Genomic DNA, 20,065 nt, shown 5'->3' on the forward strand with positions numbered 1-20,065 from the left:
ACAAGAATGCCGGTTACATGGCCACACAATCCCCCAACCAGAACCCGGAACAGCACGCCCGCGACCGCATAGACCGCCAGCTCGGGCAGGCCGGTTGGCTGGTGCAGAACAAGAACCAGCTCAACCCCCATGCCGGTGCCGGGGTAGCCGTGCGCGAATACCAGACCGACGTGGGGCCGGCGGACTATGTGCTGTTCGTCGAAGGCCAGGCCGTAGGCGTGATCGAGGCCAAGCCGGAAGACTGGGGCCACAAGATCACCGGTGCTGAAGAGCAGGCCGAGGGTTACGCCAACGCCAGGCTCAAGTGGATCAACAACCGGGAACCCCTGCCGTTCATCTACCAGAGCACTGGCGCCATCACCCGCTTCACCAATGGCCGCGACCCGGCCCCGCGCTCGCGGGAAATCTTCCACTTCCCCCGCCCGGAAGAACTGGCCCGCTGGCACGAGCGCCTTGAGGACAACCAAGGCACCCTGCGCGAAGGGTTGAAAAAGCTGCCACCACTCAACACCGACGGCCTGCGCGACTGCCAGATCAAAGCCATCAACAACCTGGAAGCCTCCTTCAAGGACGACAAACCCCGCGCCCTGGTACAAATGGCCACTGGCTCCGGCAAAACCTACACCGCCATCACCGCCGCCTACCGCCTGCTCAAATACGCCAAAGCCAAGCGCATCCTGTTCCTGGTGGACACCAAAAACCTGGGGGAACAGGCCGAGCAGGAATTCATGGCCTACCTGCCCAATGACGATAACCGCAAATTCACCGAGCTATACACCGTGCAGCGGCTCAAGTCATCCTATGTCGCCAGCGACAGCCAGGTATGCATCAGCACCATCCAGCGCATGTACTCGCTGCTCAAAGGCGAAGAACTGGATGAAGCCACCGAAGAAGACAACCCGGCGGAAAAGAAAGGTTTGAAAAAAGAACCCCTGCCGGTGGTGTACAACGAAAAGATCCCCCCGGAATTCTTCGACTTCATCATCATCGACGAATGCCACCGCTCCATCTACAACCTGTGGCGGCAGGTGATCGAATACTTCGACGCCTACCTGATCGGCCTCACCGCCACCCCGGACAACCGCACCTACGGCTTCTTCAAAAAGAACGTGGTCAGCGAATACGACCATGAAAAGGCCGTCGCCGATGGCGTCAACGTCGGCAACGAGGTCTACCTGATCGAAACCCAAAAGACCCAAAGCGGCGGCGTCATCGAAGCCAGCCAGCAGGTACAAAAGCGCGAACGCCTCACCCGCAAGCACCGCTGGGAAACCCAGGATGAAGATGAAGCCTACAACGCCAAGCAACTCGACCGCGACATCGTCAACCCGGACCAGATTCGCACCGTGATCCGTACCTTCAGGGACAAGCTGCCGGACATCTTCCCCGGCCGGCGGGAAGTGCCCAAAACCCTGATCTTCGCCAAAACCGACAGTCACGCCGACGACATCATCCACACCGTGCGCGAGGAATTCGGCGAGAGCAACGCCTTCTGCAAAAAGATCACACACAATGCGGACGACCCAAAATCCGTGCTCAACCAGTTCCGCAACGACTACGACCCGCGCATCGCCGTCACCGTGGACATGATCGCCACCGGCACCGACGTGCGCCCGCTGGAATGCCTGTTGTTTATGCGCGACGTGAAAAGCAAGAACTACTTCGAGCAGATGAAAGGCCGCGGCACCCGCACCCTGGACAAGGACGGCCTGAAAAAAGTCACCCCCTCCGCCAACAGCGCCAAGACCCACTACGTCATCGTCGATGCCATCGGCGTAACCCGATCCCTGAAAACCGCCAGCCAGCCGCTGATCACCAAACCCGGCATCTCCCTCAAGGAACTGGCCATGGGCGTAATGATGGGCGCCGCCCGCGACGAAGACAGCGTCTCCTCCCTGGCGGGCCGCCTCGCCCGCCTCGACAAACAACTGGACGACAAAGACCGCGCCAGAATCAGTGACAAAGCCGATGGCAAACCCCTCACACTTATCGTTGGCGAACTGCTCAACGCCATCAACCCGGACGTAGTGGAACAGAAAGCCTGCGAAATTGCCCGGGTACCAGCGGACAGCAACCCCGGCGACGACGCCCGGGACAAGGCCCGCGATCAACTGGTAGGGGAGGCCGCCAAAGTCTTCAACGGCGAACTCATCGAACTGATCGACACCATCCGCCGGGAAAAGGAACAGACCATCGTCCACGAAGACCTGGACGAAGTGCTGAAAGCGGAATGGGCCGGTGAAACCCGGGCCAACGCCGAGGCCTTGGTGCAGGACTTCACCGACTACCTGAACCAGCACCGCGACCAAATCGAAGCCCTGACCATCTACTTCCAGACCCCGGCCCGCCGCAGCGAAGTTACTTTTGACATGATCAAAACCCTGCTCGACGCCTTGCAACAGGACAGGCCCAAACTGGCCCCCCTGCGCGTCTGGCAGGCCTATGCCCACCTGGACGGCTTTTATGAAAAGAGAGGGCAGGGCGACAACCCCATCAGCGACCTCACCGCACTGGTCGCCCTGATCCGCCGCGTCACCGGCATCGACCAGACCATCACCCCTTTCGCCGCCACCGTAAAGGAAAACTTCAAGCGCTGGATCTTCCAGCGCCACAGCGGCGCCGGCGAAAAATTCAACGAGGAACAAATGACCTGGCTCACCCTGATCCGCGACCACATCACCAGCTCCTTCCACCTGGAGCGCGACGACCTGGAAATGGCGCCCTTTGACAGCAAGGGTGGGCTGGGGCGGATGTATCAGTTGTTTGGGGATCAGATGGATGGGGTGATTGAGGAGTTGAATAGGGAGTTGGTGGCGTGACAGATATAAGTCTACCAATTGGCTGGGTCTCGAAGGCACTTGCAGACGTGGGTGTATGGGTAGGCGGTGGAACCCCGAGTAAAGGGAACCCTCATTTCTGGAATGGACATATCCCTTGGGTTTCCCCAAAGGATATGAAGTCTCCGGAAATTGTTGATACGAAAGACCACATATCGGATAGAGCCGTTGAAAATTCATCAGTTCGGCTGTTGCCTGAAGGGTCAGTTCTATTTGTGACTCGTTCAGGAATATTGGCGCATTCTTTTCCAGTTGCAACGACCAGGGTTTCGGCCACAGTTAATCAAGATATAAAAGCGATTGTTCCGTCCCCAGAAGTGTGTCCCAAATATCTTGCGTGGGCGCTTCGGGCACGTGCCCGTGAAATTCTTAACACTTGTACGAAATTTGGAACTACGGTTCACAGTATTGAGGTTCCTTTATTAAAGCGACTGAAAATTTCTATCCCTTCCAGGCCCGAGCAAGAGCGAATTGTCGCTAAAATTGAGGCCCTCTTCTCCGAACTCGACAAAGGCATCGAATCCCTGAAAGCCGCCCGGCAACAACTCAAAGCCTACCGCCAGGCCGTCCTCAAACACGCCTTCGAAGGCAAACTCACCGAACAATGGCGCCAACAAAACCCCGATAAACTGGAACCCCCCGAGCAACTCATCGCCCGCATCCAGCGGGAGCGCGAGCAGCGCTACCAGCAGCAGCTTGAAGAGTGGAAGCAGGCCGTCAAGGCATGGGAAGGCAATGGTAAGGAGGGGAAGAAGCCGGGCAAGCCAAAAGCATTCAAAACCACATCATCTAGTGATGAGCATGAGATTCAAGTTCCAGATAACTGGGCTGTTATAGAGCTTGGTAGTCTTGCACAGGAGAGTGTTCTAGGGAAAATGCTGGACAAACAGAAGAATACCGGGATAGAGCGGCCATACCTTGGAAACATCAATGTCCGCTGGGGTGAGTTTGATCTATTTGACCTTAAATCGATGAGGGTTGAAGAGTCGGAGGTGAGTCGCTATTCATTAGTTGAGGGGGATTTGGTGATCTGTGAAGGTGGAGAACCAGGACGATGTGCTATCTGGAAGGGTAACGAGACAGTATTCATACAGAAAGCCCTTCATCGAGTAAGATTTACCGAATCATACGATTTCAAGTTTGCTTTCTATTACATGGTCTACGCCACTCCACTGGAGCGAGTAGTAAAGAACTTCACTGGAACCACCATCAAACATCTGACAGGAGCGGGACTAAACAAGATTCAGTTTCCATTGTGCTCTCTGAATGAACAGAAAGAAGTGATTAAATCGCTAGAAGCTTCGCTTTCAGGAACGGAAGCTATGGAGAAAGAAATTGATGCTCAGATCAAGAAGTCCGAAGCCCTTCGCCAATCTATCCTGAAAAAAGCTTTCTCCGGTCAGCTCGCAAAGGAGTGTCATGATTAGAAAGTTTAGAACCATAGATAACTTGGCAGTATTCCAGGAATTTGAATGGGACAAGGAGGTTTGTGACAAAGACGGAAACGCCCTCGATTTCAAGTCTATCAATGTTATCTACGGTAGAAACTACTCCGGGAAAACAACCCTGTCACGCATAGTGCGAGGCATGGAAACCGGGGTGCTATCCGATAAATACGAATTCCCTTCCTTTTCAGTCTCCCTTGCTGATGGTTCGGAGGTCACGCAAAGCAGCCTAACCCAACATGGAAAGAAAATTCGTGTCTTTAATGAAGATTTCGTTCGGGAAAACATTCGCTTCATTATTGACCCGGATGGCAGCATCGAGCCTTTTGCCATCTTTGGCGAAGATAACAATAAAATAGAGCAAGAAATTGAAGCTCTAGAGAAGGAGATTGGGTCGAACGAAGATGGAAAAGAAGCAGCCCTGTATGCCAAACTTATTGAGGCTAGAGAAGAGTACAAGAAAGCCAAAGGTGAGCATAAAAAAGCAGACGATTCCCTGAATAAGCAACTCTCGGATAAGGCGACAGATAGGCAAATTGGTGTCAAATATAAAGCCGACCGGTTTGGAGATCAGAATTACAACATCCAGAAACTTAAGAATGATATAGACAACGTCTTGAGCGAAAACTATGCATCACCAACCGATACTCAATTAGCACAGTATGAGAGGTTGATTGCTGAGAAGACGCTTCAGCCTGCTTCTGAATTTCATAGCCCGAGTCTTCATTTAGAGGCATTTATCAAAGAGGTGGAGCTGCTTGTCGGAAGAAAAATCAGCGAATCCAACAAAATCGACGATTTGGTTAAAGATGCAATCCTGAATCGCTGGGTGAGTGAGGGTAGAGCGCATCACAAAGGAAAGCGTGACAATTGTGCCTTCTGCGGGAATCACATTACTGAGGATCGTTGGGGAAAGCTGGAAAAACATTTTGATGAGGAATCCAGCAAACTTGAGCAAGATATTGATGCATTAATCCAAAAGATTGAGGGTGAAAAGAAATCAATAACTTCTGCCTTATTAATCAATAAATCACAATTTTACTCGGCCTTCCATGAAAGGCTAGATGCTGTAAGTGAAGACCTCAAAAAATCTATAGATGGGTATTCCACCTCTCTTGATTCGCTGGTTTCTCAACTAAAGACCAGAAAAGACGATCTCCTTGTACCACAAGCTTTTCAGCAACCAAAAGATGCTTCAATTGCGCTGGAAAGTGCTTGGCGGGATTATGAAGTAATTCGCAGTGAATCTGAAGAGTTTACGGGATCGCTAAGCGCAAAGCAATCAGAGGCAAAGACAGCTTTACGTCTGGATGAGATATCAAGGTATCTGATAACTATTGGGTATCAGGCCCAGGTTTCTGATATTGATCAGAAGAAAACAGCGCTTGATGAGGCAGAGCAAAATAGCAAGTACATTAGAGGTGAAATTTCTCAAAAAGAAGATCTTATCGCTGAAAAGAAGAGGCAACTCAACGATGAAGAAAAAGGTGCGATAAAGGTTAATGAATACCTGAATAATTTTTTTGGCCATCAATTCCTTTCGCTTGAAGCTATTGACGACCCCGCTTCAGAAGAGTCTGGAGGAAAAATAAAGTTTGAAGTAAAGCGTGATGGTAAAAAAGCCTATCATCTAAGTGAAGGAGAATGCAGTCTGTTAGCATTTTGCTATTTCCTGGCAAAGCTTGATGATATTGATACAAAAGACACCAAGCCAATTATATGGATTGATGATCCTATATCGTCACTTGATTCAAACCATGTATTCTTTGTTTATAGTCTAATCAATCAAGAAGTGGTCTCAAAAAAATCGTATTCACAACTATTTATTTCAACTCACAATTTGGATTTCTTAAAATATCTGAAACGGTTACCAGGATCTTTTAGAGACGAGAGAAAGCGTGAAGATAAGAAATCTTACCGCCACTTGGTTGTGGAGAGAAGCCACAATTACTCTTCAATAAAAATTATGCCGAGTTACCTGCGGGAATATGTGACTGAGTTCAATTATCTATTCCATCAAATCCATAAGTGCGCACAAATAAATACTGTAGACGACTCAAATTTCGAAAATTTCTATAATTTCGGAAATAATGCAAGAAAATTTCTGGAAATATACTTGTATTACCGGTATCCAGACCAAGGAATGACGGAGGAGACGCTTACACGGTTCTTTGGTGATGAAAGAATTCCTGCTGTTCTGACAGATCGAATCAATAACGAGTATTCCCACCTCTCTGGAGTATTTGAAAGAGGAGCAACCCCTGTAGAGGTGCCTGAAATGTTGACCTCTGCCCGACAAATCATTGAGAGGTTGAAACAGGACGGCGATCAATTCTCGGCCTTGCTTAAAAGCATTGGTGAAGCTACAGAAGCCGAGGCACAGGCATGACTCCCAAACTCCCCATCAACCTCGATTCCCTGCTTCGCCACCGCACCATCGAAAGTGAACGGGTGGAATACAAGACAGGCTGGAACCCGGAGGCAGTGCTGCACGGCATCTGCGCCTTCGCCAATGATTTCCACAATCTGGGCGGCGGCTATGTGGTGGTGGGCGTGGGGGAGCAGGATGGCCAGCCAGTGCTGCCGCCCGCGGGTTTGCAGCCAGCGCAGATTGATAGCATCCAGAAGGAGCTGCTGAACCTGGGCAATGCGGCCATACAACCGCCATATCATCCGCTCACCGCCACTTATGAGGTGCAGGGCAAACTGATTCTGGTGCTGTGGGTGCCGGGCGGTGAAACTCGGCCCTACAAGGCCAGAATCCGCCTGGGCGACAAGAAATCGGATTGGGCGTTCTACCTGCGCAAGCATACCAGCACGGTGCGCGCCAAGGGGGCGGATGAGCGGGAGCTGTTGTCGCTGGCGGCGACGGTGCCTTTTGATGACCGTTACCGGCAGGGTGCTAGCCTCACGGATTTATCTCCCCACCTGATGCGCGAGTTTCTGCAGGAGATCGGCAGTGAGTTGACCGCCGAGGCCGCAACCCTCGATACCGAGGCGCTGGGGCGGCGCATGAATGTGGTCGGTGGCCCGGCGGAGATGGCCTTCCCGAAGAACGTGGGGCTGCTGTTCTTCAACGAGCACCCTGAGCAGTTCTTCCCGGCCACCCAGATTGATGTGGTGTATTTCCCCGATGGGCCGGGCGGTGACCGTTTCGAGGAAAAGGAGTTTCGCGGCCCGCTGGGGCGCATTGCCCGCGATGCGGTGGATTACATCGCCCGCAATTACCTGAAGGAAACTGTCATCAAGCACCCGGACCGACCCCAGGCCGAGCGTTTCTGGAACTATCCGCTGGCGGCCATTGAAGAGGCGGTAGTGAATGCGGTATATCACCGCTCCTATGAAATCCGCGAGCCGATAGAGGTGCGCATCACCCCGGAGGAGCTGATGGTGCTGAGCTTCCCCGGCCCGGACCGCTCCATCCGCATGGAGGATTTGCAGGCGGGCCGCGCCGTCAGCCGCCGCTACCGCAACCGCCGCATTGGCGAGTTCCTGAAGGAGCTGGATCTCACCGAGGGCCGCTCCACCGGCATCCCCAAGATTCTGCGGGTCATGCGGGCCAATGGCTCGCCCGCGCCGGTGTTTGAAAGCGACGATGAGCGCAGCTCATTCCTGATTCGCTTGCCGGTACATGAGGGGTTTGCCGGAGAAGTCACCCCCGAAGTCACCGGGGAAGTCACCGGGGAAGTCACCGGGGAAGTCGAAAGGCTGCTGGGTGTGATGGAAGGGGAGATGAAACGCACGGAAATTCAGGCAGCACTGGCGCTTAAACACGAAGATCATTTCCGCGAAGCCTATCTGCGCCCGGCGCTGGATGAGGGGTTCATTGAAATGACTATCCCCGATAAGCCGCGAAGCCGTCTCCAGAAATACCGACTCACTGGCAAAGGCAAGGCATGGCTTCAAGAGAGGCAGAAGTGAGAACTGACGCGTACATAAATGCCGAGGCGCCGGTCTTTGAGGGCGATGATGAATAAGTCCTATTTACCTGGCGCTTCCCGGTGTGGAAATGTCAAAAATGCGGGTGGCCGAGCGGGTCGCACATGGCGGCCACAATATTCCGCCCAAAGACATTGAGCGCCGATTTCCTCGCAGCCTGTATAATCTGCTAAATCTTTTTAGTCATCGTGTGGACTACTGTATTTGTTTCATGAATGACGGTGATGCACCTACACCGGTTTTCGATCAGCAGAGCGAAAATCGAAAAATCATCAATGATGATTATTTTCAAAAATTACTTGACGAGGCGGGACAGTGAAAGAATCGAAGAATGGCGCTCTTTCCAAAGAAGGTCAATTAATGCTTGAGTCATTGCAACGGGCAGTTTCCCAGGCGCTGGAAAAGAAAAGGCGGTTGGGTCAATACGCCGTGATCTGGCAGAACGGGAAGCCTGTGGCGGTGGGTGATGATGCCCCTGGTCAAAGACAGTAACCGATTAACCGATAAGGGCAGGCAGTGGCTTGCCCGCAAGCAGTAAGGACCCCGAATGAGCCCCGCAAGTGCCCCGATCATTTCCAAAGTCTGGAGTTTCTGCACCACCCTGCGCGACGATGGTGTGGGCTATGGAGACTATCTGGAGCAGCTCACCTACCTGATCTTCCTGAAAATGGCGGATGAGTACGCCAAGAAGCCCTACGAGCGAGAGGTGGGTATCCCGAAGAAGTACGCCTGGACAACCCTGAAGAACAAGAAGGGTGCCGAGCTGGAGGTGCATTACGTCGAGCTGCTGATGGCGCTGGGCAAAAAGAAGGGGCTGCTGGGGCAGGTGTTCACCAAGGCCCAGAACAAGATTGATGCAGACCATCCCTGGTCTGCCCCCTTCGGGTAGCCTTCGGCTGTCCAAATTTGTTCCAGACAAATTTGTCAGGACCCGGCCAAGCTGGCTCGGCTGATCGAGATGATCGACAGCACCCAGTGGCTGGTGATGGGGGCCGATGTCAAAGGCGATATCTACGAAGGGTTGTTGGAGCGCAATGCCGAGGATACCAAGTCCGGCGCCGGGCAGTACTTCACGCCCCGCGCCCTGATCCGGGCCATGGTGGAGTGTGTGCGCCCGGAGCCGGGCAAGACCATTGCCGACCCGGCTTGCGGCACCGGCGGTTTCTTCCTGGCTGCTTATGATTTCCTGCTGGAAAACCACAAGCTGGACAGAAAGCAGAAGGCCTTTCTCAAGCACGATACCTTTGCCGGCAACGAGATTGTCGCCAACACCCGCCGCCTGTGTCTGATGAATATGTTCCTGCATAACATCGGCGAGATCGACGGCGAGGGCGCGGTGTCGCCCAACGATGCTCTGGTGGCGCCGCCATCCGAAACGGTGGATTATGTGCTGGCGAATCCTCCGTTCGGCAAGAAAAGCTCTATGAGCTTCACCAACGAGGAAGGCGAGCAGGAAACCGACGACCTCACCTATAACCGCCAGGACTTCTGGGCCACCACTTCAAACAAGCAGCTCAATTTCGTGCAGCATATCCGCTCCATGCTGAAAACCACCGGCAGGGCCGCGGTGGTGGTGCCGGACAATGTGCTGTTCGAGGGTGGCGCCGGTGAGACCGTTCGCCGCAAGTTGCTGGAAACCACCGACCTTCACACTATCCTGCGTCTGCCCACTGGCATCTTCTATGCCCATGGGGTCAAGGCCAATGTGCTGTTCTTCGATAATCGCGAGGCCAGCCCCAAGCCGTGGACGAAGAAGGTATGGTTCTATGACTACCGTACCAATATTCATCACACCCTGAAGAAAAAGCCGCTGCGCTTTGAGCATTTGGAGGATTTCATCCAGTGCTATAAGCCGGAGAACCGCAACCGGCGCAGGGCGACCTGGCACCCGGAGAAAAAGCCGGATGGGCGTTGGCGCAGCTTCAGCTATGAGGAATTGATTGCCCGCGACAAGGCGAGTCTGGATGTTTTCTGGCTGAAGGACAAGAGCCTGACTGATTTGGATAACCTGCCGGAACCGAATGAGCTGGCGGAGGAAATCATTGAGAACCTGGAGGCGGGGCTCAACAGTTTTCGGGAGGTTTTGGGACAGTTGCAGGGGTGAGAAGTGGTGCCCCCTCAATTAAGGGGGCACTTAAGGGCTAGAGCGATTCGTAACTCGGGTAATTCTTGGTGAATTTTTGTTTCTCTATGTACAGGCCTTTCAATTCAGATTCCGCTTCTTCATAGGAAAGCAGTAAATCTTGAACGTCCGCACCATCTGTTAACGTTTCTGACGTTAATAGGTTTTCAAGCCTGGCAATTTCTTTTTTGACTGCCTGAATTGCCATCATGAGGGTGCCAATTGAAATATCAGACACTTTGATTCTTCCGCTTTTGGAACTGGGCGTTATACGCTAAGCGATCCAACAACCTGATGAATAGATCTTTTCTCATTCTATGGTTCGGGCATATGGAGTAGTGGGTGGCTTTGTACTTCTGATTGTACTCGCCTTTGATGATGATTAGTCCAGTTGGGATTTCCGTCCCGGCGGGTATTTCAAAGTACTCGAAATTTTTGAATCCTGGCGCCCGCGGTATGGTGGGGCGCCAACTGGGCATTGCAGGATTTTTTTGTCAGCTGTCCAGCAGCCCCTTCACATAATCCTTCAGTTCCTGATCCTGCGCATACTCAAAGAAACACGCCTGGAAGCGCTCACCGGTGATTTGGAGTTTGATCTTGTGCTAATTTGCACACTATGAATGCGCAAAAGAGCGGAAAGCTAAACCTCTTGGAACAGGCCCTCCCCGAGGGACTGCTGGTGGACTCCGTGTGGATGGAGCGCCATGGCTACTACCGCTCCCTGCGCAGCCAATATGTTGCCAGCGGCTGGTTGCAGCAGCCGGCGCGAGGGGTCTTCCGCCGTCCCCGTGGTGATATCAGTTGGGAACAGGTAGTGGTGTCATTGCAGGCGCTGATGGGCCGCCCTGTCACCGTAGGCGGGCGCACGGCTATTGAGCTGCAGGGACGGGCACACTACCTTCCCTTCCGCCAGGTACGGGTGCATCTGTACTGTGCCGAAAAACTGCCCTCGTGGCTGCATGCGCTGCCGATTGACGAGCAGTTCATTGTCCACAATCCGCGACGCCTGTTTCCTCGGGGTAGGTCGTTTGCCGACCACTGGTCTCTGACCCCTGAGATCGGTGAAAGTCCGCTGCTGAAGGGCGGTTTTCGCATATTGCCGTGGGGCCAATGGCAGTGGCCGCTGGTGGTGTCTTCACTCGAACGCGCCTATCTGGAATTGCTGGATCTGGTGCCCGGCAGTGAATCCTTCCATATGGCCGACGTGATCATGGAGGGATTGCTCACGCTCAGTCCCCGCCGTTTGCAGGTGTTGCTGGAGGAGTGCGGCAGCGTGAAGGTAAGGCGCCTGTTTTTCTTTTTTGCCGATCGGCACCAACCTCCGTGGCTGAAGCGCCTCAATCGCGATCGTATAGACCTGGGTAGCGGCAAGCGGATGTTGGTAAAGGGCGGAAAGCTGGACGCTACTTATCAGATTACGGTGCCGGAAGAGTTCATGGATGGTGGTGCGCGCCCCGGAAGGTGTACAGGTCAAGATTGAAGTGACGCCAGTACTGAGGGGCAGTGTTTTTGAGCTGGTGATTATGCCCGTCTGCGAACAGGTCGAAGACCTTTTCGGCTTTGCGGAAATCCAGGTTCTTTCATTCGCTGATCTTTACGCGGGTAAGATCATTGCCGCCCTGGATCGGCAGCACCCGCGCGATCTTTTTGATGTTCATCAATTGCTCGAAAACGAAGGAATCACTGACGAACTGAGGACGGCGATTATCATCTACCTGATCAGTCACGACCACTCGCCGCATTCCCTCCTGGATCCGGTGCGCTGCGATATTTCCCGGGGTTTCGAGCAGAGCTTCTCCGGCATGGTGTCAGGTGAAATCGCGCTGGAGAAGCTTGTGACGGCTCGGGAGAAGCTGATAAAGGATGTGGTGGGAAATATGCCGGAAGATCACAAACATTTTCTGCGCTCATTTTACAGCAGATCCCCGGAATGGAAGCTTCTGGAGCTCGATGGTGTGCAAGACTTGCCGGCCGTAAAATGGCGGGAACTGAATCTGGATCGCTCTGGCGAAGGCACTTGTGATGCGTTATTGCGAAAACTGATTACTGTGATTGGATAAGGGTTGGCTAAACCGTACTGCGCGGATAGCGACGAAGAGATAATTGAGTTTACAGGATGCCTTGCAGGAGCCGTGTGCCCGAGCGGTTTTCCTCCCAGCCACGCGAGTTTGGAGCGCTGCCGGGGCAACCCGGCAGCTCATACGCACCCCTCAGCCGTCCAGCAAACCGCGGACGTAGTCTTTCAATTCCTGATCCTGCGCATACTCAAAGAAGCAGGCCTGGAAGCGCTCGCCGGTAACGGCGGTCTTGACCAGTTCCTGATCCAGTGCCTTGAGGCCTTCCAGGTAGTCTTTGCACATGGCGTCTTTGACGCCGTTGAGAATGCCGGCGTTGGCCACCTGGCTCTCTTTGCGCTCCGGCGGGTAGCCCTGGCCCTTCTCGCCGGTGAAGGCTTTTTCGAAGATGTAGCGGCAGTTCAGCTCGGCGCCCCAGCCGAAGCCCTTGGCGAAGGCCAGGGACAGGGCGTTGCCGTTGTTGATCTGGGCGAACAGGTAGGCGTCGGAGGGGTCGATGCAGTAGCCGCAGACTACGCCCGGGTGGGCGTTCAGGGACATGAGCGCGCCCTGGCCGGTGCCGCAGCCGCTGATGACAAAATCCACGGCTTTGGAGTTGAGCAGCAGGCCAGCCATTATGCCCAGGTGGATGTAGGTGAGGCGGTGGTCGTTGTCGCCGTCCATGCCCACGTTGAAAACCTGGTGGCCCTGTTCCGCGGCCACGTTGTTCAGCTGTTCCAGCACAATCGGGTTCTTCGCCGCCTGGCTGAACTCGTTCATCAGTGCGATTTTCATAATTCTCCTCGTTCCCCAAAGAAAGAAATTGGCTTGGCTAAAGTGTGAGGGCGAGAAGGTATCAGGAGTGAGGCGGTCAGTCCAATATTGGTGGCATAGGAGCCGGCCGGCGTTCTACGCCAGCGGGTCCGCCTCCGCATCGTAGGGCAATTCCAGGATCTCCAGCGCCCGCCCATCCGCCAGCCGCAATTCCTCGCCGGCGGCGACTTTGCCGATGGTGAGTACCGCCAGTAGCTCGGTGCCGTGTTCGCCGCGGCAGGCCACCACCAGGTTGCCGATGCTCTGTTCGCCTTCGCCGTAGATTTCCAGCCCCGGTGAGGGGATTTCCCCGGAGGTGCAGCGGGCGCGATAGAGGCGGCGCTTGGCGGCGCCGCGGTATTGCATCCGCGCTACCACTTCCTGGCCGGTGTAGCAGCCTTTCTTGAAGCTTACGCCGCCGAGGAGGTGCAGGTTGGCCATCTGCGGGATAAACATTTCGCTGGTTTCGGCGTGCAGTTGGGGAATGCCCGCGGCTATCTGCTGTTGCAGCCAGTGGCAGTAGCCCGCGGGATCGGCCGACGCCGTCAGGCGTTGCCAGAGATTTGCGGATTCCTGTGCCGGTACCAGCAGGGCAACCTGCTGATCGCTCACCACCTGGGCGATGGCGCGCTCACCGCCGCAGTCGAATACCCGCAGTTCACCCTCGGTCAGGTCGTCCAGGCCCAGCAGTTCCGACGCGCGGGCGGGCGCATTCCGCCCCTGCAGTCCCAGCCAGCGGACCCGATTGCCGATGTCCCGCAGTTCGGTTTTGAAGAAGACGGCGTATTTGCCCAGGGTGTCGCGGGCGATTGGCGCCAGGTCCCGGGGGAGGCGGAGGAAAAATTCGCTTTGGGACAGTTTCAGTGTGCTGAAGGCGCTGATCATGCGGCCCTTGGGGTTGCAGTGGGCGCCGAGGGTGCTGTGGTTGTCCGGCAGGGCGACCAGATCGCAGGTGAGCTGGCCCTGGAGAAATTTCTGGCTGTCCGGGCCTTCGACGGCGATGGCGCCGAGGGGACTCAGATCCACCAAGTGGAGGTCGGCATCGGTGGTCGGGAAGTGGGCAGCGGGGTTGGGGGTATCGACGTCCTCCCAGATGGCGCCTTCCGAGCTGAGAAAATCCTGCCACTGACGTTGATCCATAGTTGCCACCTGCCATCGGGGTTGTCTGTGGGTGGAGTATTTTGGGGTGGTGGGCGCTTTTTCAAGCCGCTTTTTCAGGTTGCTTTTTCGGAATCCTGGGGGCAGCGGGTATACTGCGCGGCATTCACTGTTGGTTGGAAGAGAAGTATGGATCGCAACCGCCTGTTTTGGGCTAGCCGTCGCGGTATGCTGGAGTTGGATCTGGTGTTGCTGCCGTTTCTGGAAAATGTCTACGATACCCTGGGCGAGGCCGACCAGCGGCGCTATCAGCAGTTGCTGGAGTGCGAGGACCAGGACCTGTTTGCCTGGTTCCTGCGCCGCGGGGACCCGGATGAGCCGGAGCTGCAGCGCATCGTGCAGGTGATCCGTGACAACACCGGATTACAGCAGTAGTTATCCCGCTTATCTCGAAAGAAGCGCCCGGCTCACCTGCGCCGTGGCGCCCTCCCGCTTCCTTTTTGCCCTCCTGCTGCTCATTGCCGCACAGGCGTTGCTGCTGTTGTGGTGGTGTCGTTTGCCCTGGTTTCTGTTGTTGCCGGCGGCTCTGCTGGTGCTGGTCTATACCGCGTTTGAGTGGCGGCGACTGCGGCGTGTGCGGGGGCTGCTGAGCACACGCGAGCGGCGCTGGTTTTGGCGGCGGGCAGGCGGCGTCGAGCGGGAGTTCGAATTTTCCGGCGAGCTGGTGCTCTGGTCCTGGCTGGTCGTGATCAACGGATGCGACCTGCGCGGGCGGCGGCTGCGGCTGGTGCTGGCGCGGGACAGCATGGACGGAGGCGACTGGCGCAGATTGCAGGTGGCGCTGCGTTACTCCCGGTGAGGGTGGCCCTGCGGCCCGCTGCGGAGATGCTCCGCGGTCCCGGGAGCGGCTTCTTATTCCCGCCCGGGTCCCGGGTCCCGGGTCCCGTCCCCTCCTACAAACTGCCGTTGGCCGGCAAAGTTCTCCGGCACCAGGATGGTGTCCATGGCCAGCTCGCGCAGCTGCGGGTAGTCGAGGGAGTAGTGCAGTCCGCGGCTCTCGCGGCGCTCCAGCGCGGAGTGGATGATCAGCTCGGAGACCAGGGCCAGGTTGCGCAGCTCGATCAGGTCGCTGGTGATCCGGTAGTTGGCGTAGAACTCGCGGATCTCCTGCTGCAGCAGTCTCACCCGGTGCTCGGCGCGCAGCAAGCGTTTGCGGGTGCGCACAATACCCACGTAGTCCCACATAAAGCGGCGCAGCTCGTCCCAGTTGTGGGAGATCACCACGTCCTCGTCCGAGTCGGTGACCCGCGAGGCGTCCCAGGCCGGCGCCGGGCGGGGTGGCTGTACCGAGTCGAGTACGCCGTCGATATGCAGCGCCGCGGAGCGGGCGTACACCAGGCATTCCAGCAGGGAATTGCTGGCCAGGCGGTTGGCGCCGTGCAGGCCGGTGAAGGTGGTCTCGCCGATGGCGTAGAGCTGGTCCAGGTCGGTGCGCCCGAACTGGTCCACCATCACGCCGCCGCAGGTGTAGTGGGCGGCGGGTACCACCGGAATCGGCTCCCGGGTGATGTCGATGCCATACTGTAGGCAGTTGTTGTACACCGTGGGGAAGTGTTCGCGCACGAAGCTCTCGTCCTTGTGCGAGATATCCAGGTAGAGGCAGTCGGCTCCCAGGCGCTTCATCTCGTGGTCGATGGCGCGCGCGACGATATCCCGCGGCGCCAGCTCGCCGCGGGGGTCGAAGCGGTGCATAAAGCGGCTGCCATCGGGCAGCTTGAGCTGTGCGCCCTCGCCGCGCAGAGCTTCGGTTACCAGCATCGCCTTGGCCTTGGGGTGGTAGAGGCAGGTGGGGTGGAACTGGTTGAACTCCATGTTCGACACCCGGCAGCCGGCGCGCCAGGCCATGGCGATGCCGTCGCCGCTGGCGCCGTCCGGATTGCTGGTGTAGAGGTAGGCCTTGCTGGCGCCGCCGGTGGCCAGCACCACGGCTCGGCCCTGGAACAGCTCCACCTCCTCGCTCTGCTTGTTGTACACGTAGCATCCGGCGCAGCGGAAGCGGCCCTTCTGCGGGTCCGGCTGGCGGATCAGGTCGAGGGCGATATGGTGTTCGAAGCAGTCGATATTCTCCGCCGCGCGCACTCTTTCGATCAGGGTGCTGTGTACCGCGCGGCCGGTGGCGTCGGCGCTGTGGATGATGCGCCGATGGCTGTGCCCGCCCTCCTTGGTGAGGTGGTAGTCGCCGCGCTCGCGGGTGAAGTCGACTCCCTGGTCGATCAGCCACTGGATCGCCGCCGCGCTGTTTTCCACCGTGAGACGCACCGCGTCCGGGTGGCAGAGTCCGGCGCCCGCGTCTAAGGTGTCAGCGATATGTGACTCCACCGAGTCCATCTCGTCCAGTACCGCCGCGATGCCACCCTGGGCGAACCAGGTGGAGCCGTCCCGCAGACGCTGCTTGGACAGCAGCGCCACGCGGTGGCGCGCCGCCAGGTGCAGGGCCAGGGTGAGGCCCGCGGCGCCGCTGCCAATCACCAGTACGTCGTAGTTTGCCTGTTCGCTCATAGAGTTTTATTAGTGCTTGAGGGTCGCGTAGTATAGCGCCAATGTTACATTCGTCGATTTGGCCCGGAACTTATGCCCTACCACCAGTGTCTTGAACTGCACAGAATAAATGCTTGCGCCGTGGCGGCCGGTGGGTGCCGTAGCGTTTTGGTCGGGAGTAGGGGATGACAGCGCAACAGGCGTCGCCGAGTGACCGCCAGTTGGTGGAGCGGGTACAGAAAGGGGACAAGCGCGCCTTCGACCTGCTGGTGCTGAAATACCAGCACAAGATACTCGCGGTAGTGAGCCGCTTTATCAAGGATCACAGCGAAGTGCAGGACGTCACCCAGGAGGCCTTTATCAAGGCCTACCGCGCCCTGGCCAATTTCCGTGGCGAGAGTGCCTTCTACACCTGGATGTACCGCATCGCCATCAATACCGCGAAGAACCACCTGGTGTCCCGCAGCCGCCGCCCGCCGTCCTCCGATGTGGACCTGGAAGACGCCGAATACTACTCCGGCGCCGACCTGCTGCGGGACAGCGACACCCCGGAGAGCCAGCTGTTTCGCGACGAGCTGGAAGCCGCGGTGCATGGGGCCATCCGCGCGCTGCCGGAGGACCTGCGCTCGGCGGTGACCCTGCGCGAGATGGAGGGGCTCAGTTACGAGGAGATCGCGGAGGTGATGAACTGCCCGGTGGGCACGGTGCGCTCGCGTATTTTCCGCGCCCGCGAGGCCATAGACCGCACGGTACAGGCGGTGCTGGCGGGGGAGCCGGAGACCTTGGGCGACCGCGGCTGAACACCTTGTCAGGGATTGTCGGGGGGTTGTAAGGGGGGTGGAATCTGTCGGCGGATTTTCCAGCCTCAGGAACCAAATATTTTCCGGATATAGAGAAACAATTGGCCGGGTATCCGGTCATAACTAACAACGGGTCCCGGCGCTTCCCGCGCCGGATTGTACAGAGAGGCTCAACCCCTATGTCCCACGGGAATCATCAGGATCGTCTGAACGAATCGCTATCGGCACTGATGGATGGCGAGGCCGGTGAACTGGAGCTGCAGCGCCTGCTGAAAGCCAGTGCGGCATCCAAGGAGGTGGGCGAACGCTGGTCCCGCTACCAATTGGCCGCCAATGTGCTGCGCGGCGAGCGGGTGGTGTCGGTCGACCGCAGTTTGGCGGCGAATATTTCCGCCGCCATCGCACAGGAGGAGCCCCTGTCCCAATCGCACGGTGAAGGGAGCGCGGCGAATGCCCACGAGGTGCGGGGCCGCTGGCGGCGCTCCCTGTCCCGCGGCGCAGTAGCCGCAACCGTGGCCTTTGCCGCCATCCTCGGCGTGCAACAGCTTTCCCAACCCCAGCCCGACGGTGACCTGGTTGCCGGGGCCGAGCGCCCCGAACAGCAGCCGGTGCAGTCCCTGCCGCAGCCCAGCGGCTTCTATGTTCCGACACCCAATACCCGAGCAGTGAGCACCGCGGCTCCACGCCTGGTGCCCGACAACCCGGTCGCCGGCCAGGCCCAGCTCCACCAGGCACCCCCTCCCGAGCTGATGCGTCACCTGAACCGGGTGATGATCCAACACTCCGAGCAGGCCGCGCATATGGGCAGCCAGGGCATGGTGCCTTTTGCCCGCGCCACCTACGGCGAACAGAGCGGACAGTAGCGGCGATGCATTCTGTGGGATACATGCGGAAAGCCAACAGCATGCTGTTGGCTTTGTTTTTACTGGTGCCGGCCGCCCGTGCCAGCGGGGAACCGGAGCAGCTGGAGCACTGGCTGGGCAAACTCTCGCGCGCAGTGACCGAGGTGGAGTACCGCGGTCTGGTGACTTTCGAGCACGCGGGAATGCTGGAGACCCTGCAGGTGGTGCACGCGGTGCGCAACGGCGAGCAGATAGAGCGGGTGCGCTACCTGAGCGGCGAGCCGCGCGAGCTGGTCAGCCGCGGTTCCAGTGCAAACTGCCGGCGCGGAGACAACCCGATGGCGCGGGCCGCACTCTGGAGCAAAGCCGGGCAGGCAGAGGTTCAAAACGCCTATCAATTCTTTTTGCACGGTGAAGAGCGTATTGCCGACCGCGACGCGGTGGTGATTGAAGCGCGGCCCCGCGACAAGCACCGTCTTGGTATGGTGGTCAGTCTGGACCGGGAGACGGGCCTGCCGCTGAAGTCCATGCTGGTGGGCGAGCGGGGCCGGGTGCTGGAGCGCTATCAGTTTGTACAGCTGGATCTTTCCCCCCTCCCCGAGAGCGCGCTGAAACCTCACTCCGCCGGCGCGCGCCGTATCGACAACAGCGGCGCCTGTGTCACGGCACAGAGCCGTTGGCAGCTGCGCTGGATACCCGACGGCTTCAAGTCCGTGGCCACCCACACACTGCCGGATGGAGACATGCTGGTGTTCAGCGACGGTCTCAGTGTCTTCAGCGTCTTCGTGCAGCAGTTGGGCCGGGAGCTGGAGTTCAAGGGGCGCGCTATCCGCGGTGCTACCGTAGCCTATATGGATCGCCTCGAAGTGGACGACACCTCCTATACCGTGACCGTGGTGGGCGAGATTCCCGACGACACCGCGCGACTGCTGGCGCGCGGGGTGGTGTCCAAATGATCGAAGAGCGCGGCCGCATCGTGGCCGTTGAGGCGGGCGCTGTGTGGGTGGAAACCATCCAGCGCGGCGGCTGCCACGGCTGTGCCGCGAAGCCCGGGTGTGGTACCGGCCTGCTGGAAGACTACTGGGCCAGGGCGTCGCGTATTCGCGTGGCGCTCGATGGTCGCGACCCCGGGAGTATCTCCCTCGATGATTCCGCGGTGATCGGCATTGCCGAAAACACCCTGGCCGGCGGCGCCCTGCTGGTCTACCTGTTGCCCCTTCTGTTTCTGGTGCTGGCGGCGCTGACGGGAGAATGGTTGGCCGGTGAGACCGGCGCCATAGTCGGTGCTGTGCTGGGCCTGATCGCCGGCGCTGTTCTGGTGCGACGACACAGCTTTCGCCACGCTGCCGATCCCGCCTTTGCTCCCCAGCTGCTGCGTATCGAACCCGGTTCTCCCCGCTGATTCCCCTCCTAAACTGATAGGGCCTGTTAACACTAAATTCGTGGTTATCGAACTCAAGTTTCGGGGTTCAGTTCCGGGAGCTGGAGCGGGGTGCGCCTTTCTGGGACACGGGCTAGGCGCCCCCCCTCAATACGTCCCTGTAGGCTTGTCCGCGAGGTCCCTCTCGCAGACAGTC

At 57.5% G+C, this 20,065-nt stretch carries 22 protein-coding genes; 16 read left to right on the top strand and 6 right to left on the bottom strand.

Annotation, left to right across the window (positions count from 1 at the left end; all coding sequences use genetic code 11):
• The first annotated feature begins 17 nt into the window (after nucleotides 1-17).
• The 8 genes from ACRC0P_RS05675 to ACRC0P_RS05710 all read left to right on the top strand — a co-directional run bounded on the left by ACRC0P_RS05675 (nucleotide 18) and on the right by ACRC0P_RS05710 (nucleotide 10,325).
• Nucleotides 18-2,819 (top strand): type I restriction endonuclease subunit R, encoded by a 2,802-nt coding sequence (locus ACRC0P_RS05675; protein ID WP_438628813.1) that lies wholly within the window; start codon nucleotides 18-20, stop codon nucleotides 2,817-2,819.
• Nucleotides 2,816-4,264 (top strand): restriction endonuclease subunit S, encoded by a 1,449-nt coding sequence (locus tag ACRC0P_RS05680; protein WP_438628814.1) that lies wholly within the window; start codon nucleotides 2,816-2,818, stop codon nucleotides 4,262-4,264. The genes ACRC0P_RS05675 and ACRC0P_RS05680 overlap by 4 nt, the downstream gene beginning before the upstream one ends.
• Nucleotides 4,257-6,671, top strand: a complete 2,415-nt coding sequence (locus ACRC0P_RS05685; RefSeq protein ID WP_438628815.1) for an AAA family ATPase — start codon at nucleotides 4,257-4,259, stop codon at nucleotides 6,669-6,671. Before ACRC0P_RS05680 ends, ACRC0P_RS05685 begins: the two co-directional genes overlap by 8 nt.
• Entirely contained in the window at nucleotides 6,668-8,203 is a 1,536-nt protein-coding gene (locus tag ACRC0P_RS05690; RefSeq protein WP_438628816.1) for a Fic family protein, read from the top strand. The genes ACRC0P_RS05685 and ACRC0P_RS05690 overlap by 4 nt, the downstream gene beginning before the upstream one ends.
• A gap of 88 nt (nucleotides 8,204-8,291) precedes the next feature.
• Nucleotides 8,292-8,540, top strand: a complete 249-nt coding sequence (locus ACRC0P_RS05695) for a hypothetical protein (RefSeq protein ID WP_438628817.1) — start codon at nucleotides 8,292-8,294, stop codon at nucleotides 8,538-8,540.
• Entirely contained in the window at nucleotides 8,537-8,713 is a 177-nt protein-coding gene (locus tag ACRC0P_RS05700) for a hypothetical protein (protein WP_438628818.1), read from the top strand. Before ACRC0P_RS05695 ends, ACRC0P_RS05700 begins: the two co-directional genes overlap by 4 nt.
• A 55-nt stretch (nucleotides 8,714-8,768) precedes the next feature.
• On the top strand, nucleotides 8,769-9,110 hold the full coding sequence (locus tag ACRC0P_RS05705) for a type I restriction-modification system subunit M N-terminal domain-containing protein (RefSeq protein WP_438628819.1): 342 nt from the start codon (nucleotides 8,769-8,771) through the stop codon (nucleotides 9,108-9,110).
• A gap of 69 nt (nucleotides 9,111-9,179) precedes the next feature.
• Entirely contained in the window at nucleotides 9,180-10,325 is a 1,146-nt protein-coding gene (locus ACRC0P_RS05710; RefSeq protein ID WP_438628820.1) for an HsdM family class I SAM-dependent methyltransferase, read from the top strand.
• A gap of 37 nt (nucleotides 10,326-10,362) precedes the next feature.
• Here the strand turns inward: ACRC0P_RS05710 and ACRC0P_RS05715 are convergent, their stop codons facing one another.
• From ACRC0P_RS05715 to ACRC0P_RS05725, 3 genes are read right to left on the bottom strand one after another with little or no spacing between them, the layout of a single operon-like run.
• Nucleotides 10,363-10,581, bottom strand: coding sequence for a hypothetical protein (locus ACRC0P_RS05715; RefSeq protein ID WP_438628821.1), 219 nt, complete (start codon nucleotides 10,579-10,581; stop codon nucleotides 10,363-10,365).
• Nucleotides 10,574-10,822: a hypothetical protein gene (locus ACRC0P_RS05720; protein ID WP_438628822.1), complete on the bottom strand. Its 249-nt coding sequence runs from the start codon at nucleotides 10,820-10,822 to the stop codon at nucleotides 10,574-10,576. The genes ACRC0P_RS05715 and ACRC0P_RS05720 overlap by 8 nt, the downstream gene beginning before the upstream one ends.
• Before the next feature lie 15 nt (nucleotides 10,823-10,837).
• Complete coding sequence (locus ACRC0P_RS05725; RefSeq protein WP_438628834.1) at nucleotides 10,838-10,939, bottom strand: hypothetical protein; 102 nt, start codon at nucleotides 10,937-10,939, stop codon at nucleotides 10,838-10,840.
• Nucleotides 10,940-10,959: 20 nt separating this feature from the next.
• Here ACRC0P_RS05725 and ACRC0P_RS05730 point away from each other — a divergent pair, with 20 nt between their 5' ends.
• Together ACRC0P_RS05730 and ACRC0P_RS05735 are read left to right on the top strand one after the other, a co-directional pair.
• A complete protein-coding gene (locus tag ACRC0P_RS05730; RefSeq protein WP_438628823.1) occupies nucleotides 10,960-11,823 on the top strand; it encodes a type IV toxin-antitoxin system AbiEi family antitoxin domain-containing protein in 864 nt (287 codons plus the stop codon).
• Nucleotides 11,783-12,403 carry a nucleotidyl transferase AbiEii/AbiGii toxin family protein gene (locus ACRC0P_RS05735; RefSeq protein ID WP_438628824.1) on the top strand — a complete coding sequence of 207 codons (621 nt, stop codon included), beginning with the start codon at nucleotides 11,783-11,785 and terminating at the stop codon, nucleotides 12,401-12,403. Before ACRC0P_RS05730 ends, ACRC0P_RS05735 begins: the two co-directional genes overlap by 41 nt.
• Before the next feature lie 150 nt (nucleotides 12,404-12,553).
• Here ACRC0P_RS05735 and ACRC0P_RS05740 read toward each other — a convergent pair whose 3' ends face one another.
• Both ACRC0P_RS05740 and ygfZ read right to left on the bottom strand, forming a co-directional pair.
• On the bottom strand, nucleotides 12,554-13,192 hold the full coding sequence (locus ACRC0P_RS05740; protein WP_438628825.1) for an RpiB/LacA/LacB family sugar-phosphate isomerase: 639 nt from the start codon (nucleotides 13,190-13,192) through the stop codon (nucleotides 12,554-12,556).
• A gap of 114 nt (nucleotides 13,193-13,306) precedes the next feature.
• Nucleotides 13,307-14,350, bottom strand: a complete 1,044-nt coding sequence (ygfZ, locus tag ACRC0P_RS05745) for a CAF17-like 4Fe-4S cluster assembly/insertion protein YgfZ (RefSeq protein ID WP_438628826.1) — start codon at nucleotides 14,348-14,350, stop codon at nucleotides 13,307-13,309.
• Between the two features lie 147 nt (nucleotides 14,351-14,497).
• Here ygfZ and ACRC0P_RS05750 point away from each other — a divergent pair, with 147 nt between their 5' ends.
• Both ACRC0P_RS05750 and ACRC0P_RS05755 read left to right on the top strand, forming a co-directional pair.
• On the top strand, nucleotides 14,498-14,743 hold the full coding sequence (locus ACRC0P_RS05750; protein WP_438628827.1) for a succinate dehydrogenase assembly factor 2: 246 nt from the start codon (nucleotides 14,498-14,500) through the stop codon (nucleotides 14,741-14,743).
• Nucleotides 14,718-15,167 carry a protein YgfX gene (locus tag ACRC0P_RS05755; protein WP_438628828.1) on the top strand — a complete coding sequence of 150 codons (450 nt, stop codon included), beginning with the start codon at nucleotides 14,718-14,720 and terminating at the stop codon, nucleotides 15,165-15,167. The genes ACRC0P_RS05750 and ACRC0P_RS05755 overlap by 26 nt, the downstream gene beginning before the upstream one ends.
• Nucleotides 15,168-15,220: 53 nt before the next feature.
• Here the strand turns inward: ACRC0P_RS05755 and nadB are convergent, their stop codons facing one another.
• Entirely contained in the window at nucleotides 15,221-16,867 is a 1,647-nt protein-coding gene (gene nadB, locus ACRC0P_RS05760; RefSeq protein WP_438628829.1) for an L-aspartate oxidase, read from the bottom strand.
• Between the two features lie 164 nt (nucleotides 16,868-17,031).
• On the opposite strand from nadB, the gene rpoE reads away from it, so the two are divergent.
• The 4 genes from rpoE (at nucleotide 17,032) to ACRC0P_RS05780 (ending at nucleotide 19,890) form a co-directional block, all read left to right on the top strand.
• Entirely contained in the window at nucleotides 17,032-17,646 is a 615-nt protein-coding gene (gene rpoE / locus ACRC0P_RS05765; RefSeq protein WP_438628830.1) for an RNA polymerase sigma factor RpoE, read from the top strand.
• A gap of 179 nt (nucleotides 17,647-17,825) precedes the next feature.
• A complete protein-coding gene (locus tag ACRC0P_RS05770) occupies nucleotides 17,826-18,509 on the top strand; it encodes a sigma-E factor negative regulatory protein (RefSeq protein WP_438628831.1) in 684 nt (227 codons plus the stop codon).
• Nucleotides 18,510-18,550: 41 nt separating this feature from the next.
• Nucleotides 18,551-19,444: a MucB/RseB C-terminal domain-containing protein gene (locus tag ACRC0P_RS05775; RefSeq protein ID WP_438628832.1), complete on the top strand. Its 894-nt coding sequence runs from the start codon at nucleotides 18,551-18,553 to the stop codon at nucleotides 19,442-19,444.
• Complete coding sequence (locus tag ACRC0P_RS05780; protein WP_438628833.1) at nucleotides 19,441-19,890, top strand: SoxR reducing system RseC family protein; 450 nt, start codon at nucleotides 19,441-19,443, stop codon at nucleotides 19,888-19,890. The genes ACRC0P_RS05775 and ACRC0P_RS05780 overlap by 4 nt, the downstream gene beginning before the upstream one ends.
• Nucleotides 19,891-20,065 lie beyond the last annotated feature (175 nt).

Source organism: Microbulbifer sp. (assembly GCF_051659245.1).
In the GTDB taxonomy this organism is placed as follows: domain Bacteria; phylum Pseudomonadota; class Gammaproteobacteria; order Pseudomonadales; family Cellvibrionaceae; genus Microbulbifer.